The 15,726-nt window shown below is 71.1% G+C and carries 15 protein-coding genes and 1 pseudogene; all 16 read left to right on the top strand.

The genetic code is table 11. The annotated features are described in order from the left end of the window. Nucleotides 1–29: 29 nt before the first annotated feature. The 16 genes and pseudogenes from MRQ36_RS14665 (at nucleotide 30) to nuoH (ending at nucleotide 15,726) form a co-directional block, all read left to right on the top strand. On the top strand, nucleotides 30–308 hold the full coding sequence (locus tag MRQ36_RS14665; protein WP_242796032.1) for a type II toxin-antitoxin system Phd/YefM family antitoxin: 279 nt from the start codon (nucleotides 30–32) through the stop codon (nucleotides 306–308). Next, nucleotides 305–715 carry a type II toxin-antitoxin system VapC family toxin gene (locus MRQ36_RS14670; protein ID WP_242796034.1) on the top strand — a complete coding sequence of 137 codons (411 nt, stop codon included), beginning with the start codon at nucleotides 305–307 and terminating at the stop codon, nucleotides 713–715. The genes MRQ36_RS14665 and MRQ36_RS14670 overlap by 4 nt, the downstream gene beginning before the upstream one ends. Before the next feature lie 77 nt (nucleotides 716–792). Then, entirely contained in the window at nucleotides 793–1,983 is a 1,191-nt protein-coding gene (mqnC, locus tag MRQ36_RS14675) for a cyclic dehypoxanthinyl futalosine synthase (RefSeq protein WP_242796036.1), read from the top strand. A gap of 292 nt (nucleotides 1,984–2,275) precedes the next feature. Continuing rightward, a complete protein-coding gene (locus MRQ36_RS14680) occupies nucleotides 2,276–3,496 on the top strand; it encodes a hypothetical protein (RefSeq protein ID WP_242796038.1) in 1,221 nt (406 codons plus the stop codon). 135 nt (nucleotides 3,497–3,631) lie between these two features. Then, nucleotides 3,632–4,342: a demethylmenaquinone methyltransferase gene (locus MRQ36_RS14685; RefSeq protein WP_308194848.1), complete on the top strand. Its 711-nt coding sequence runs from the start codon at nucleotides 3,632–3,634 to the stop codon at nucleotides 4,340–4,342. Between the two features lie 91 nt (nucleotides 4,343–4,433). Beyond that, nucleotides 4,434–4,664 (top strand): hypothetical protein, encoded by a 231-nt coding sequence (locus MRQ36_RS14690; protein WP_242796040.1) that lies wholly within the window; start codon nucleotides 4,434–4,436, stop codon nucleotides 4,662–4,664. A gap of 134 nt (nucleotides 4,665–4,798) precedes the next feature. Beyond that, entirely contained in the window at nucleotides 4,799–6,073 is a 1,275-nt protein-coding gene (locus tag MRQ36_RS14695; protein WP_242796042.1) for a geranylgeranyl reductase family protein, read from the top strand. A gap of 136 nt (nucleotides 6,074–6,209) precedes the next feature. Beyond that, nucleotides 6,210–6,575, top strand: coding sequence for an NADH-quinone oxidoreductase subunit A (locus tag MRQ36_RS14700; RefSeq protein ID WP_088959279.1), 366 nt, complete (start codon nucleotides 6,210–6,212; stop codon nucleotides 6,573–6,575). A gap of 14 nt (nucleotides 6,576–6,589) precedes the next feature. Further along, complete coding sequence (locus tag MRQ36_RS14705) at nucleotides 6,590–7,267, top strand: NADH-quinone oxidoreductase subunit B family protein (RefSeq protein ID WP_242796044.1); 678 nt, start codon at nucleotides 6,590–6,592, stop codon at nucleotides 7,265–7,267. Continuing rightward, nucleotides 7,264–8,001, top strand: coding sequence for an NADH-quinone oxidoreductase subunit C (locus tag MRQ36_RS14710; protein WP_242796045.1), 738 nt, complete (start codon nucleotides 7,264–7,266; stop codon nucleotides 7,999–8,001). Before MRQ36_RS14705 ends, MRQ36_RS14710 begins: the two co-directional genes overlap by 4 nt. 55 nt (nucleotides 8,002–8,056) lie before the next feature. After that, nucleotides 8,057–9,382 (top strand): NADH-quinone oxidoreductase subunit D, encoded by a 1,326-nt coding sequence (locus MRQ36_RS14715; protein ID WP_242796046.1) that lies wholly within the window; start codon nucleotides 8,057–8,059, stop codon nucleotides 9,380–9,382. 55 nt (nucleotides 9,383–9,437) lie between these two features. Beyond that, nucleotides 9,438–10,339 (top strand): annotated as a pseudogene (gene nuoE / locus MRQ36_RS14720) (NADH-quinone oxidoreductase subunit NuoE); the annotation flags it as partial. 11 nt (nucleotides 10,340–10,350) lie between these two features. Next, nucleotides 10,351–10,551, top strand: coding sequence for a hypothetical protein (locus MRQ36_RS14725; protein ID WP_242796047.1), 201 nt, complete (start codon nucleotides 10,351–10,353; stop codon nucleotides 10,549–10,551). Continuing rightward, complete coding sequence (gene nuoF, locus MRQ36_RS14730) at nucleotides 10,548–11,864, top strand: NADH-quinone oxidoreductase subunit NuoF (protein WP_242796048.1); 1,317 nt, start codon at nucleotides 10,548–10,550, stop codon at nucleotides 11,862–11,864. Before MRQ36_RS14725 ends, nuoF begins: the two co-directional genes overlap by 4 nt. After that, a complete protein-coding gene (locus MRQ36_RS14735; protein ID WP_242796049.1) occupies nucleotides 11,864–14,377 on the top strand; it encodes an NADH-quinone oxidoreductase subunit G in 2,514 nt (837 codons plus the stop codon). The genes nuoF and MRQ36_RS14735 overlap by 1 nt, the downstream gene beginning before the upstream one ends. After that, a complete protein-coding gene (gene nuoH, locus MRQ36_RS14740; protein ID WP_242796050.1) occupies nucleotides 14,374–15,726 on the top strand; it encodes an NADH-quinone oxidoreductase subunit NuoH in 1,353 nt (450 codons plus the stop codon). Before MRQ36_RS14735 ends, nuoH begins: the two co-directional genes overlap by 4 nt.

Below are 15,726 nucleotides of genomic sequence, written 5' to 3' on the forward strand. Positions count from 1 at the left end.
GTAGAACGGATCGTTCTACACTTGCGGCCATGGAGCAGATCGCCATTCGTGAGCTCAACCAGCACACGAGCAGAGTGCTCGCCAGGGTGCGCGCCGGTGAAACGGTGGAAGTCACAGATCGGGGAGAGCCGATCGCCCGACTCGTGCCCGTCGTAGCGGGCGACGCCCTCCTCGGCCGTCTCGTGGCGGAGGGCCGGGCGACCGCGCCGACGTCGACCGGCCCGCTGCCCGTGCCGCCCGTGCTCGGTGATCCCGCCGAGGACGTGGCGTCGGCGCTGGCCGGATACCGGGACGAGGAGCGCTGGTGATCTATCTGGACTCAGCGGCGGTCATCAAGCTGCTCCGCCGGGAGCTGGCGACCGAGGACCTCGTGGCCTGGTTGAACGAGCGGCCCGGGACGTCACTGGTCGCGTCGGCTCTGGTCGAGGTCGAGGTGCCCCGGGCGCTTCGTCGCGCGGCACCGCAGGCTCTCGTGGGGGTCCCCACGATTCTCTCCCGGTTGTACCGGGTGGAGATCGACGCGACCGTTCGCGCGGCGGCCGGCGCGTACGCGGAGCCGTTGCTGCGCAGCCTCGACGCGATCCACCTCGCGACGGCCGAGATCCTGGCTCGTCAGGCAGGTAGCGACTTCGCAGCCTTCGTCACCTACGACCGTCGGCTGCTCGACGCGGCCAAGGGGGTCGGACTCCCGGTGGCGAGCCCGGGCCTGGACTGAGCGCGGTCCCTGGGGTCCTCGTCACGGCGGGTGGAGGTGGGTGCCGGCCTCCGGACGGGCGACGTACGCTCGGAGGCGTGACGGTGAGCCGGGAGATCGACGACATCCTGCAGCGCGGCGCGGACGGTGGGCGGATCACGCCCGAGGAGGCCCTGCTGCTCTACACCGAGGCGCCCTTCCACGCGCTGGGTGAGGCGGCGGACGCGGTACGCCGACGGCGCTACCCGGACAACATCGTCACCTACCTGATCGACCGCAACATCAACTACACGAACGTCTGCGTGACGGCGTGCAAGTTCTGCGCCTTCTATCGCGCGCCCAAGCACTCGGAGGGGTGGACCCACCCGACCGAGGAGATCCTGCGCCGCTGCGGCGAGGCGGTCGAGCTGGGCGCCACCCAGGTCATGCTCCAGGGCGGCCACCACCCGGACTACGGCGTGGAGTACTACGAGGAGCTCTTCTCCTCGGTCAAGAAGGCCTACCCGCAGCTGGCCATCCACTCCATCGGGCCGAGCGAGATCCTGCACATGGCCAAGGTCTCCGGCGTCAGCCTGGACGAGGCGATCGCCCGGATCAAGGCGGCCGGCCTGGACTCGATCGCCGGTGCCGGCGCGGAGATGCTGCCCGACCGGCCGCGCAAGGCGATCGCGCCGCTGAAGGAGTCGGGCGCGCGCTGGCTCGAGGTGATGGAGCTGGCCCACCGGCAGGGCCTGGAGTCGACCGCCACGATGATGATGGGCACCGGCGAGACCAACGCCGAGCGGATCGAGCACCTGCGGATGATCCGCGACGTGCAGGACCGCACCCGAGGCTTCCGGGCCTTCATCCCGTGGACGTACCAGCCGGAGAACAACCACCTCAAGGGCCGCACCCAGGCGACCAACCTGGAATACCTGCGGCTGGTGGCGGTCGCCCGGCTCTTCTTCGAGACGGTGCCGCACCTGCAGGCGTCCTGGCTGACCACCGGCAAGGACGTCGGCCAGCTCGCGCTGCACATGGGCGTGGACGACCTGGGCTCGATCATGCTGGAGGAGAACGTGATCTCCTCCGCGGGCGCCCGGCACCGGTCCAACCTGCACGAGCTGATCGAGATGATCCGCACCGCGGACCGGATCCCGGCCCAGCGCGACACGCTCTACAACCGGCTCGCCGTGCACTGGACGCCGGCCGACGACCCGAGCGACGACCGGGTGGTCTCGCACTTCTCCTCGATCGCCCTGCCGGGCGGTGGGGCCGGGAAGTCGCTGCCCCTCGTCGAGGTCAACTGACCTGCTCCGGCACGTCCCGCAACACTCCTGTGCACCGTCGGTGACCGTCCCGCCAGTCGGGACGGTCAACCGTTCGGTCAGCTGACAGTTGTCGAAGGGCGAGTTTCTGCTGCCCGTTCTCCGGAGGGGCGTCCGGGGTCACTGCCAACAAGACCCATCAATTCGGGCACTCCTTAAGTGACTCTTAGGCGGGCAGGTGGTGAAGGGTCGGCGCGGGGGGTGGCGAGGGTGATCGTCGCCCGCTAACGTGCCCGCTCGTACCTTTCCTTCACCCCACGGGGGGACCTCTTCCATGATCTTCCGTAACCGGCCGCTGGTGCGGCTCGGCGCTGCCGCGCTGCTCGCCTCCGGTGCGTTCACCGCGCTCGGTGCGCCCGCCCAGGCCGCCGGCACCGAGACGGACCTCTCGCTCGACGTGGTGGGCACCCGGGTCGCCGAGGGCGCGCAGGGCAAGCTCGCCTTCGTCAAGGTGACGAACAAGGGCGAGAACACCCCGTCCGAGCTGGCCGTCCGCGCGGACGTGTCCAAGGTGGACTTCTCCAAGGTCGTCGCGTACCCGGCCGTCGAGGACGGCTGCGAGCTGGAGGGCACCGAGTCCAAGCCGATCGCCTGGACCTGCTACGCCACGAAGAGCGGCCTGCCGGGCGCCGGTGAGACCGTCGACCTGCCCGTCGTGCTCTTCAAGCTGGCCGGCACCCTGGACAAGGCGTACAGCGCCCCGGTGAGCTTCAGCATCGTCTCCAAGGACGACACCGACAAGACCAACAACACCAAGGCCGCGAACCTCGAGTTCACCAAGGAGAGCGGCGCCGACCTGGTCGTCCTCGCCGACGACGTGAAGACGGCGGTCACGGTCAAGAACGGCAAGATCCAGGCCGCCGGTGACCTGCACGCGGGCGACACCGCGCAGCTCGTCTACACCGCCTGGAACCAGGGCGACCGGGCCACCGCCGGCCTGAAGATCTCGGTCAAGCTGCCCAAGGGCGTGACCTTCACCGAGACCGAGGAGGGCTGCGAGTACAACGCGGACAAGACCTCCCTGGTCTGCACCTACGCCAACGCGCCGTTCGTCCCGCAGGACCAGGACGAGAAGGACGGCGACAACATCGTCTCGGGCGGCCGGTTCTACCACCTGCTGACGGTCGCCAAGGACGTGAAGGCCGGCGCGCTGTCCGGTGGCACCGTCGAGGTCGAGCCGATCCTGCCGGCCAAGGGTGTCGCGCCGCAGTCGACCGAGATCAAGAACCTGCCGGAGAACATGACCCCGGTCCAGGCCGCCGACCTCGACGCCAGTGACAACACCGATGGTTACGCTGTCGTCGTCGCCGCCAAGGGTGGCGCGGGCGGCGGTGACGGCAACGACGCCGGTGGCCTGCCGGTGACCGGCGCCAAGGCCGGTCTGATCGGTGGCGTCGGCGTGGCCGTCCTCGCCGCGGGTGGCGCCATGTTCCTGGTCGCCCGCCGCCGCCGGGTGGTCCTGGTGACCCCGGGCGACGAGAAGCCGACCGCCTGACGGTCGTCCTCCATCGGCCCATGAGGGCCGTTCACATAACGCACGGCGGCAGGGGCGGGATGGGTCACCATCCCGCCCCTGCCGTGTCCGCCACCCGTCGACGGTCGGTCCGGGGGCGGCTGGCAGAGTGGAGGGGTGAGCCGTACCCCGCAGGGCCAGCGCGCCGGCCTGGACAAGTCCCCGCACGAGGTCGCCGCGATGTTCGACGGCGTGGCCGCCCGCTACGACCTGACCAACACCGTCCTCTCCTTCGGCCAGGACCGGTCCTGGCGGCGGGTCACCCGGGAGGCGCTCGGCTTGCGCCCGGGTGAGCGGGTGCTGGACGTGGGCGCGGGCACCGGCGTCTCGACCGAGGAACTGGCGCACTCCGGCGCGTACGTGGTGGGCGCCGACCTGTCCCTGGGCATGCTGCGCGCCGGCAAGCGGACCCGTCCGCAGGTGCCGCTGCTGGCCGGGGACGCGCTGCGGCTGCCCTTCGCCGACGGCAGCTTCGACGCGGTGACCATCTCCTTCGCGCTGCGCAACGTCACCGACACCGACGCGGCGCTGCGCGAGCTGGCCCGGGTCACCCGGCCCGGTGGCCGGCTGGTGGTCTGCGAGTTCAGCACCCCGGTGAACCCGGCCTTCCGCACGGTCTACCTGTCGTACCTGATGCGGTCGTTGCCGGCCGTGGCCCGGAAGGTCTCCAGCAACCCCGACGCGTACGTCTATCTCGCCGAGTCGATCCGGGCCTGGCCGGACCAGGCGGCCCTCGCGGCGCGGATCGGCGCGGCCGGCTGGGGCCGGGTGGCCTGGCGCAACCTGACCGGCGGGGTCGTCGCGCTGCACCGGGCGATCCGGACCTGACGCAGGCGGTGGTGCCCGCCGGGCGGCGGGCGGCCGGTCTCGTTTCATGAATATCCGGTTTTGTGTCACTTCGCGCCGTAGGCTCGCCCGCATGACGGCACCAGACCAGGCGGCCGGCGGGACAGCCGGCGACGATGACGCCATCGAGCTCGTCGCCCAGCTCAGGGAGTTGGCCGGGGCGGACCCCGGCGACGTCCGTCAGGTGGTGGCCGAGGTGCTGGCGGCGCTGGACCGGGTGGCCGGCGGGGCGCTCCGCGAACACCTGCCCGAGGCGATCCGGGCGGACGCCGGCCTCGACCGGACCAGCCCGGCCCACCCCTGACCTGCCCGGGGGCTCCCACCGGTAGGTTTCCGGGAAGTTAGGTACCCCTCACCGCCTACTGGTGTAACGGCGGTCATAGACTCCAACCCGATCGGCTTGTGAAGCATTTCACGAGCATGCGGGAGGAGGCGCAGATGACCGCGGTGGAGAACGACGCCGACGTGATCGTCGTGGGCGCCGGTCCCGGAGGATCGGCGACCGCGTACCACCTGGCGCGGCACGGCGTACGCGTGCTGTTGCTGGAGAAGACCGAGTTTCCCCGGGAGAAGGTCTGCGGCGACGGGTTGACCCCGCGCGCCGTGCGCCAGCTCGTCCGGATGGGTGTGGACACCTCGCCCGAGGCCGGCTGGCTGCACAACCGGGGCCTACGGGTGATCGGCGGCGGGGTGCGCCTCGAACTCGACTGGCCCGACCTGGCCAGCTTCCCCAACTACGGCCTGGTCCGCACCCGGCTCGACTTCGACGACCTGCTCGCCCAGCGGGCGGTCTCCGCGGGCGCGAAGCTGCGTACCGGCGTGAACGTCGTCGGCCCGGTGCTCGACGCGGACGACCGGGTGATCGGCGTGACCGCCGAGGTCGGCCCGGACAAGGAGCCGGCCACCTTCCACGCCCCGCTGGTGGTCGCCGCGGACGGCGTCTCCGGCCGGTTCCCGCTCGCCCTCGGGCTGGCCAAGCGGGAGGACCGGCCGATCGGCGTGGCCGTCCGCCGCTACTACCGCTCGCCCGCCAAGCACGACGACGACTACCTGGAGTCGTGGCTGGAGCTGCGCGGCAAGGGCAGCGACACGCTGCTGCCCGGCTACGGCTGGATCTTCGGCCTCGGTGACGGACGGGTGAACGCCGGCCTCGGCATCCTCAACTCCTCCTCCGCCTTCGGCAAGACCAACTACCGGCGGCTGCTCACCGACTGGCTGGCCAACACCCCCGAGGACTGGGGGCTGACCGACGAGACCAACGCGGAGGGGCCGATCCTCGGCGCCGCGCTGCCGATGGGCTTCAACCGGGTCCCGCACTACACCCGCGGCGTGCTGCTGGTCGGCGACTCCGGTGGCATGGTCAACCCGTTCAACGGCGAGGGCATCGCGTACGCGATGGAGTCCGGCGAGCTGGCCGCGGAGGTCGCGGTCCAGGCGCTCGCCCGGCCGGCCGGCGCGGACCGGGAGCGGGCGCTGCTGGCGTACCCGCAGGAGCTGAAGGCCCGCTTCGGCGGCTACTACCGGCTCGGCGGGGTCTTCGTGAAGCTGATCGGCCGCCCGGAGATCATGCGGATCGCCACCAAGCACGGCATGCCGCACCCGGCGTTGATGCGCTTCGTGCTCAAGCTGCTGGCCAACCTGACCGACCCCCGGGGCGGGGACGCGATGGACCGGGTCATCAACGCGATGACGAAGGTGGCGCCGGCCGTCTAGGACAACCACGCCCGGGGTGGGCGACGGCCCCGGGCGCGGACAGAGATCGACCCCCGCTGACGGACGTCACGAGGGACGTGAATAGTGTGATTTTCGCCAAGTAGCACGGGCAGGGGAAGGACGAGCAGGAGAAAAGATGTCGCTCTCGCCTTACGCACCGATCATCGGGCTGTTCGCCCTCGCCGCGGGGTTCTCGCTGTTCTCCGTGGCCGCCGCCCGCTTCGCCGGTCCCCGGCGCTTCAACAAGGCCAAGCTCGAGGCGTACGAGTGCGGCATCGAGCCGAGCCCGCAGCCGGTCGGCGGCGGCCGGTTCCCGATCAAGTTCTACCTGACGGCGATGCTCTTCATCGTCTTCGACATCGAGATCATCTTCCTCTACCCCTGGGCCGTCTCCTTCGACGCCCTGCCGATCTTCGGCTTCGTGGAGATGGTCATGTTCATCGTCGCGGTCTTCGTCGCATACGCCTATGTCTGGCGGCGCGGCGGCCTGGACTGGGACTGAGGGAGGTACGTCAGATGGGCATCGAGGAGAAGCTCCCGGCCGGCGTCCTGCTCACCTCCGTGGAGAAGCTGGTCAACTGGTCGCGGAAGTCGTCCGTCTGGGGCGCCACCTTCGGCCTGGCCTGCTGCGCCATCGAGATGATGGCCGCCGGTGGTCCGCACTACGACATGGGCCGCTGGGGCATGGAGGTCTTCCGGGCCTCGCCGCGGCAGGCGGACCTGATGATCGTGGCCGGCCGGGTGAGCCAGAAGATGGCCCCGGTGCTGCGCCAGATCTACGACCAGATGGCCGAGCCCCGCTGGGTCATCTCGATGGGCGTCTGCGCCAGCAGCGGCGGCATGTTCAACAACTACGCCATCGTGCAGGGCGTCGACCACATCGTGCCGGTCGACATGTACCTCCCGGGCTGCCCGCCCCGGCCCGAGATGCTCATCGACGCGGTGCTCAAGCTCCGCGAGAAGATCATGTACGAGCCGCTGGGACCGAACGGTCGCAAGATGCTGGAGGCCCGCAAGGAGCGCGGTGACGTGCCCGTCGTGCCCTACGGCTCGATGCCGTCGTCGTACCGCAACGACAAGGCCCGGCGTGCCGAGTGGACGAAGGCGGTCCGCGAGGGACGCGAGGAGCAGTTGCGGATCGAGAACTGGATGAAGGCCCAGAACCACCTCCACACCCAGCAGGGACCGAAATGACCGCGCCGAACGACAGGAAGAACGACGGCGGGGTGCCGGTGCCGGTCACCCCGGCCGGCGCCAGCGGCACCGCTCCGGCGGAGTACCCGCCGGCCGGCCCGGCCGGACGCGGCATGTTCGGCAACCAGGGCAGCGGCGACGTCTCCGGCTACGGCGGCCTGGTCCGCCAGCGCACCCCGATCGAGGAGGCCGCCCGGCCGTACGGGAGCTACTTCGACGAGGTCCGCGACGCGCTGGAGGAGGCGTACCCGGCCTTCGGCGACGCGGTCGAGAAGGTCGTGGTCGACCGGGGCGAGCTGACCCTGCACATCCGTCCGGAGCGGATCGCCGAGGTCTGCCAGGTGATGCGGGACGACCTGGCGCTCCGCTTCGAGCTCTGCTCCTCGGTGTCCGGTGTGGACTACCTGGGCGCCGACGGTCGCCGGCTGCACGTCGTCTACCAGCTCACCTCGATGACCTACCGGCGCCGGGTCCGGCTGGAGACCGCGGTCTCCGCCGAGGCTCCGCACCTGCCGAGCGTCACCGCCGTCTACCCGACCGCCGACTGGCAGGAGCGGGAGGCGTACGACATGTTCGGCGTCGTCTTCGACGGCCACCCCAACCTGACCCGGATCCTGATGCCGGACGACTGGGAGGGGCACCCGCAGCGCAAGGACTACCCGCTCGGCGGCGTGCCGGTGGAGTACAAGGGCGCTGAGATCCCGCCGCCGGACCGGAGGAGGTCCTACCAGTGAGCGCGAGGAGTGCAGCGAAGCGGAGCCCCGCAGTCGCGAACGGAGGGCTGGCACGGTGACCACGTCGAACTACGCGACCGAGCGGGAGACGACCGAGGGCAAGGTCTTCACCGTCACCGGTGGGGACTGGGACCAGGTCGTCTCCGGCACGGACCCCATCAACGACGAGCGGATCGTCGTCAACATGGGTCCGCAGCACCCGTCCACGCACGGCGTGCTCCGGCTGATCCTGGAGCTGGAGGGCGAGACGGTCCGCGAGGCCCGCTCGGTCGTCGGCTACCTGCACACCGGCATCGAGAAGAACCTCGAATACCGCAACTGGGTCCAGGGCTCGACCTTCGTGACCCGGATGGACTACCTCTCCCCGCTGTTCAACGAGACGGCGTACGCGCTCGCGGTGGAGAAGCTGCTCGGCATCACCGACGAGGTGACCGAGCGGGCCACCACCATCCGGGTGCTGATGATGGAGCTGAACCGGATCTCGTCGCACCTGGTCTGGCTGGCCACCACCGGCATGGAGCTGGGCGCGATCAACATGATGTTGTACGGCTTCCGCGAGCGGGAGTACATCCTCGACATCTTCGAGACCATCACCGGCCTGCGGATGAACCACGCGTACGTCCGGCCGGGCGGCGTGGCGCAGGACGTGCCGGAGGACGCGATCCGCAAGATCCGCGACTTCCTGGCGCTGATGCCGAAGAAGCTCAAGGAGTACGAGAACCTCCTCTCCGGACAGCCGATCTGGGCCGAGCGGACGAAGAACGTCGCGGTGCTCGACGCGACCGCCTGCCTCGCGCTCGGCGTGACCGGGCCGGTGCTGCGCTCGGCCGGCCTCGGCTGGGACCTGCGCAAGACCATGCCGTACTGCGGTTACGAGACGTACGAGTTCGACGTGCCGACGCACACCGACGGTGACGTCTGGGGCCGGTACCTGGTCCGGCTGGCCGAGATCCGGGAGTCGCTGAAGCTGGTCGAGCAGGCGCTCGACCGGTTGAAGCCGGGCCCGGTGATGGTCGCCGACCGGAAGATCGCCTGGCCGGCGCAGCTCGCCATCGGCGTCGACGGCATGGGCAACTCGCTGGAGCACGTCGCCAAGATCATGGGTCAGTCGATGGAGTCGCTGATCCACCACTTCAAGCTCGTCACCGAGGGCTTCCGGGTCCCGCCGGGCCAGGTGTACGTCGCCGTCGAGTCGCCCCGTGGCGAGTTGGGCGTGCACGCGGTCTCCGACGGTGGCACCCGGCCCTACCGGGTGCACTACCGGGAGCCGAGCTTCGTCAACCTCCAGGCCCTGCCGGCGATGGCCGAGGGCGGCCTGATCGCCGACGTGATCGCCGGTGGCGCCTCGCTGGACCCCGTGATGGGTGGTTGTGACCGGTGAGCGCGAGGAGCGAAGCGAAGCGGAGCACCGCAGTCGCGAACGAAGGACGGCTCTGATGACGACTTTCAGTGACACGACTCGGGAGCGGGCGCGGGAGATCATCGCCCGGTACCCGGCGGACCGGTCCCGCTCGGCGCTGCTGCCGCTGCTGCACCTGGTCCAGTCCGAGGAGGGCTACGTCTCCCCGGCCGGTGTCGAGTTCTGCGCCGAGGTGCTCGGCCTGAACAAGGCCCAGGTCGGCGCGGTGGCCACGTTCTACACCATGTACAAGCGCAAGCCGACCGGTGACTACCTGGTCAGCGTCTGCACCAACACGATGTGCAACGTGCTGGGCGGCCAGGCGGTCTACGACACCCTCGCCGAGCACCTGGGCGTCGGGCACGACGAGACCACCGGCGACGGGAAGATCACCCTGGAGCACGCCGAGTGCCTGGCGGCGTGCGACTACGGCCCGGTGATGACCGTCAACTACGACTTCTTCGACGGCGTCGACCCGCAGACGGCGGTCGGCGTGGTCGACGAGCTGCGTGCCGGTGGCCGGCCGATGCCGACCCGGGGCGCCCGGCTCTGCACGCTCAAGGAGATGGCGGTGCAGCTCGCCGGCTTCGCCGACGAGCGCGACGGCGCGGTCGCCGACGGCGGCCCGGGCGAGCCCACCCTGCGCGGGCTGCGGTTGGCGGAGCAGCACGGCATCTCCGTACCCGGCTTCGACCCGAACACCCCGATCCGGAGCAAGGCCGAGGCCGACAAGGCCGCCGCCGAGGCGAGGCGAAGGCCGAGGCGGCCAAGCCGGCCCCGGCACCCGAGCCGGCCGGGGCCGCGCCCGCCGAACCGGCGAAGCCGGCGCAGCCGACCGGCAGCACCGCGCCGGACGTGAAGGCGCCGGACGACAAGTCGCCGCAGGTGCGTACCGCCGAGACCCGGCAGCCGGACGCGTCGACCGCCGTGCCGGACGCCCCGGCACCAGGGTGCCGACGGACGGCACCGCCCCGGCGCCGCGCGACGCGCAGGCGGCCGAGGCCGCCGGCGCGGCGGCGAACGCCCCGGCCGGCGACGGCAAGCCCGCCGGTGACTCCACCGGTGCGCAGCAGCGCAACCTCAACGAAGCGGCGGCGGGCGCCAACGGCGCGAGCCCGACGGTCGCGAGCGAAACGGGGGGCCAGAAGTGACCACTCCTCGGCCGGAGACGCTGGCCAAGCTGACGCCGGTGCTGACCAAGCGCTGGCTGTCGCCGGACGCCTGGCGGATCGGCACCTACGAGAAGCTGGACGGCTACGCCGCCCTGCGCAAGGCCCTCAAGGCCCACCCGGACGACCTGATCCAGCTGATCAAGGACTCCGGGCTGCGCGGTCGCGGCGGCGCGGGCTTCCCGACCGGCCTGAAGTGGGGCTTCATCCCACAGGGCGACGGCAAGCCGCACTACCTGGTGGTCAACGCCGACGAGGGCGAGCCGGGCACCTGCAAGGACCTGCCGCTGATGACGCACGACCCGCACTCGCTGGTCGAGGGCGTGATCATCGCGTCGTACGCGATCCGGGCCAGCCGCGCCTACATCTACATCCGCGGCGAGGCGGTGCACGCCGCGCGCCGGCTGCGCAACGCGGTGGCCGAGGCGCAGGCCAAGGGTTATCTCGGCCGGAACATCCTGGGCAGCGGGTACGACCTGGAGCTGGTGGTCCACTCCGGCGCCGGGGCGTACATCTGCGGTGAGGAGACCGCGCTGCTGGACTCGCTGGAGGGCTTCCGGGGTCAGCCCCGGCTCCGCCCGCCGTTCCCGGCGACCCACGGCCTGTACGCCAGCCCGACGGTGGTGAACAACGTCGGCACCATCGCCAGCGTGCCGTACATCGTGCTGGGCGGGGCCGACTGGTGGAAGACCATGGGCACCGAGAAGTCCTCCGGGCCGATGATCTATTCGCTCTCCGGCCGGATCGCCAACCCGGGCCAGTTCGAGGCCTCGATGGGGATCACCCTGCGCGAGCTGATCGAGCTGGCCGGCGGCATGCAGCCCGGGCACGAGCTGCGGTTCTGGACGCCGGGCGGCTCGTCGACGCCGCTGCTGACCGCCGAGCACCTGGACGTGCCGCTGGACTTCGAGGGGGTGGCGGCGGCCGGCTCGATCCTGGGCACCACGGCCACCCAGATCTTCTCCGACCAGGACTGCCCGGTCTACGCGACCTACCGGTGGCTGGAGTTCTATCACCACGAGTCGTGCGGCAAGTGCACCCCGTGCCGCGAGGGCAACTACTGGATGGTCCGGGTCTATCGGCGGATCCTCGCCGGCCAGGGCACCCACGAGGACCTGGACACCCTGCTCGACACCTGCGACAACATCCTCGGCCGCTCGTTCTGCGGTCTGGGTGACGGTGCGACCAGCTCGGTGACCTCCTCGCTGAAGTACTTCAAGCAGGACTACCTCGACTACATCGAGGGACGTACCGCGCCGAAGCTGTCGGACAAGCAGCTGGTGGGAGCCCACTAATGACCGACGTCGCCAAGCAGACCGAGACCGTCACCCTCACCATCGACGGCGTCGAGGTCACCGCCGAGAAAGGCGCCCTGCTGATCCGGGTCGCCGAGCAGCTCGGCACCGAGATCCCGCGCTTCTGCGACCACCCGCTGCTGGCCCCGGCCGGCGCCTGCCGGCAGTGCCTGGTGGAGGTGGAGGGCCAGCGCAAGCCGGTCGCCTCCTGCACCCAGACCGTCGCCGACGGCATGGTGGTCCGCACCCAGCTCACCTCCCCGGTCGCCAAGAAGGCCCAGGAGGGGGTGATGGAGCTGCTGCTCCTCAACCACCCCCTCGACTGCCCGATGTGCGACAAGGGCGGCGAGTGCCCGCTGCAGAACCAGGCCATGTCGACCGGCCGCACCGACTCGCGCTTCCACGAGCACAAGCGGGAGTACCCCAAGCCGCTGCCGATCAGCACCCAGGTGCTGCTCGACCGCGAGCGCTGCGTGCTCTGCCAGCGCTGCACCCGGTTCTCCGAGGAGATCGCCGGCGACAAGTTCATCGACCTGATGGGCCGGTCGTCCGCCGAGGAGATCAACATCTACCGGGACGACGCGTACGGGGCGGAGGCCGGGGATGACAGCGGTGACGTGCCGTTCAACTCGTACTTCTCCGGGAACACCGTGCAGATCTGCCCGGTGGGCGCGCTGACCGGCGCGCAGTACCGGTTCCGGGCCCGCCCGTTCGACCTGGTCTCCAGCCCGAGCGTCTGCGAGCACTGCTCGGCCGGCTGCGCGCAGCGCACCGACTGGCGGCGCGGCAAGGTGCTGCGCCGGCTGGCCGGCGACGAGCCGCAGGTCAACGAGGAGTGGAACTGCGACAAGGGGCGGTGGGGCTTCCAGTACACCCGCGCCTTCGACCGGATCACCACCCCGATGGTCCGCGACGAGCGGACCGGTGAGCTGCGCGAGGCGTCCTGGAGCGAGGCGCTGACCCGCGCCGCCGAGGGGCTGCGCGCGGCCCGCGACGGCGGCCAGGGCACCGCGGTGCTCACCGGCGGCCGGTTGACCGTCGAGGACGCCTACGCGTACGCGAAGTTCGCCCGGGTCGCGCTGAACACCAACGACATCGACTTCCGGGCCCGGCCGGTCTCCCGCGAGGAGGCCGAGTTCCTGGCCAGCAACGTCGCCGGGGTCACCGACGTCACCTACACGGACGTGGAGAACGCGCCTGCGGTGGTGCTGGTCGGCCTTGAGCCGGAGGAGGAGTGCCCGATCCTCTTCCTGCGGCTGCGCAAGGCGTACCTGAAGAAGAAGCTGACCGTCTACGCGATCGCGCCGTTCGCGACGCGTGGCCTGGAGAAGCTCGGGGCCAAGCTGGCCCGGGTGGTGCCGGGTGAGGAGGCCAGCGTGCTCGCCGAGCACGCCACGGTCGCCGAGGCGCTGAGCCGGCCGGGCGCGATCCTGCTGGTCGGCGAGCGGCTGGGCGCCGTGCCGGGCGGGCTCTCCGCCGCCGCGGACGTCGCCCGGCGTACGGGTGCCAAGCTGGCCTGGGTGCCGCGGCGCGCGGGTGACCGCGGCGCGGTCGACGCGGGCTGCCTGCCCAACCTGCTCCCCGGTGGCCGCCTGGTCACCGAGCCGGCCGCGCGGGCCGAACTCGGCGAGGCGTGGGACATCGCCGCCGGCGTGATCCCGAGCCAGGCCGGCCGGGACACCGACGGCATCCTCGCCGCCGCCGCCAACGGCCAACTCGGCGCCCTGGTGGTGGCCGGGGTCGACCCGGCCGACCTGGCCGACCCGCGGCTGGCCGAGCAGGCGCTCGACGCGGTGCCGTTCCTGGTCAGCCTGGAGCTGCGCAACAGCGCGGTGGCCCGCCGGGCGGACGTGGTCCTCCCGGTCGCCCCGGTGGTCGAGAAGGCCGGCAGCTTCCTGGACTGGGAGGGGCGGCTGCGCCCCTTCGACGCGGTGCTGGAGACGGCCGCGATGACCGACGGCCGGGTGCTCGACGCGCTCGCCGCGCAGCTCGACGTGCGGCTCGGCACCGGCGACGTGCTGAGCGTCCGCCGGGAGCTGGGTGCGCTGCCGCCGACCCGGGTCGACCGGCCGTCCGCGCCGTCGGTGGAGCCCGCCGCGGTCCCGCACCCGGGACCCGGGGAGGCCGTGCTGGCCACCTGGCACCAGCTGATCGACCTGGGCAGCCTGACCGACGGCGACGAGCACCTCGCCGGCACCGCCCGCCCGCCGGTGGTCCGGCTGGGCAAGGGCAGCGCCGAGGCGCTCGGCGTCGCCGACGGTGACCCGGTGACGGTGGGCACCGACCGCGGGGCGATCACCCTGCCGGCGGCGATCACCGAGATGCCGGACGGCGTCGTCTGGCTGCCGACCAACTCTCCCGGTTCGACCGTGCGGCGCAGCCTCGGCGCGACGTCCGGCACGGTCGTACGGGTCTCCGTTCCCGCCCCCGCCTCGGCCGTTCCGGCCGGCCGGGTCGCGGCGGACGAGGCCGGTCGCCCGGGTCCGCTCCTCAACTCCGGGAGTGTCCAGTGACTCTCTACCTCGCCGCGCAGGATCCGACGCTGGCCGACTTCGGCAAGGATCCGTGGTGGCTGGTCCTCGGCAAGATCGTCTTCGCCTTCGCCTTCGGTCTGCTGGCCACGCTCCTCGGCGTCTGGTTCGAGCGCCGGGTCGTCGGCTTCATGGCCGTCCGGCCCGGTCCCAACCAGGTCGGCCCATTCGGTCTGCTGCAGACCCTGGCCGACGGCCTGAAGATGGCCTTCAAGGAGGACATCCTCCCGCGCGCCGCCGACAAGGTCGTCTACTTCTTCGCGCCGACCATCTCGGTGATCTGCGCGGTGACCGCCCTGTCGGTGGTGCCGTTCGGCCCGAAGGTGAGCATCTTCGGCCACTGGACGCCGCTGCAGGTCACCGACGTGCCGGTGGCGGTGCTGGTGCTGCTGGCCTGCTCCTCGATGGGCATCTACGGCATCGTGCTCGGCGGCTGGGCCTCCGGCTCGACGTACCCGCTCCTCGGTGGCCTGCGCTCCAGCGCCCAGATGATCTCGTACGAGGTCGCGATGGGGCTGAGCATCGTCGCGGTCTTCATGACCGCCGGCACCATGTCCACCAGCGGGATCGTCGCCGCCCAGGGGGACGCCACCCGGTTCACCCTGTTCGGCACCGAGATCCCGGCACCGGGCTGGTACGCGATCCTGCTGCTGCCCAGCTTCATCATCTTCTTCATCGCCACCGTCGGTGAGACCAACCGGGCGCCGTTCGACCTGCCCGAGGCGGAGTCGGAGCTGGTCGCGGGCTTCATGACCGAGTACAGCTCGCTGAAGTTCGCGCTCTTCATGCTCTCCGAGTACGTCTCGATGGTGACCATGTCCGCGGTCACCACCACGCTCTTCCTCGGTGGCTGGCGGGCACCCTGGCCGATCACCCTCTGGTCGGGCGCCAACTCGGGTTGGTGGCCGATGCTCTGGTTCTTCGGCAAGGTGCTGATCCTGGTCTTCGTCTTCGTCTGGCTGCGGGGCACCCTGCCCCGGCTCCGCTACGACCAGTTCATGCGCTTCGGCTGGAAGGTCCTGCTGCCGATCAACCTGGTCTGGATCCTCGTCCTGTCGGGCCTGCGCTCGATCGAGGACTGGCAGACCCGGGACCGGCTCCTGGTGACCGCGATCGGCGCGGGCGTGCTGCTGCTCGCCGCGCTGTTCTGGCCGAGCCGCAAGAAGGAGCCGAAGCCGACCCCGCAGGAACAGGCCAACAGCCGTCCGCACGGCAGCTTCCCGCTGCCCCCGATGGACCTGCAGGTACCACCGAGCCCGCGCACCAAGCGCGTGGTCGCCGAGCGGGAGCCGGCCAACGTCGCCGCCGGCTCGGACTCCAGGGAGGTGTGA

Origin of the sequence: Micromonospora sp. R77, assembly GCF_022747945.1 — a bacterium.
GTDB lineage: Bacteria > Actinomycetota > Actinomycetes > Mycobacteriales > Micromonosporaceae > Micromonospora.

Coding starts and splice junctions, on each gene's coding strand:
- MRQ36_RS14710 (WP_242796045.1), top strand. CDS start 7,264: ATGACCGCGCCGAACGACAGGAAGAACGACGGCGGGGTGCCGGTGCCG.
- MRQ36_RS14680 (WP_242796038.1), top strand. CDS start 2,276: ATGATCTTCCGTAACCGGCCGCTGGTGCGGCTCGGCGCTGCCGCGCTG.
- MRQ36_RS14665 (WP_242796032.1), top strand. CDS start 30: ATGGAGCAGATCGCCATTCGTGAGCTCAACCAGCACACGAGCAGAGTG.
- MRQ36_RS14700 (WP_088959279.1), top strand. CDS start 6,210: ATGTCGCTCTCGCCTTACGCACCGATCATCGGGCTGTTCGCCCTCGCC.
- MRQ36_RS14705 (WP_242796044.1), top strand. CDS start 6,590: ATGGGCATCGAGGAGAAGCTCCCGGCCGGCGTCCTGCTCACCTCCGTG.
- MRQ36_RS14695 (WP_242796042.1), top strand. CDS start 4,799: ATGACCGCGGTGGAGAACGACGCCGACGTGATCGTCGTGGGCGCCGGT.
- MRQ36_RS14690 (WP_242796040.1), top strand. CDS start 4,434: ATGACGGCACCAGACCAGGCGGCCGGCGGGACAGCCGGCGACGATGAC.
- MRQ36_RS14735 (WP_242796049.1), top strand. CDS start 11,864: ATGACCGACGTCGCCAAGCAGACCGAGACCGTCACCCTCACCATCGAC.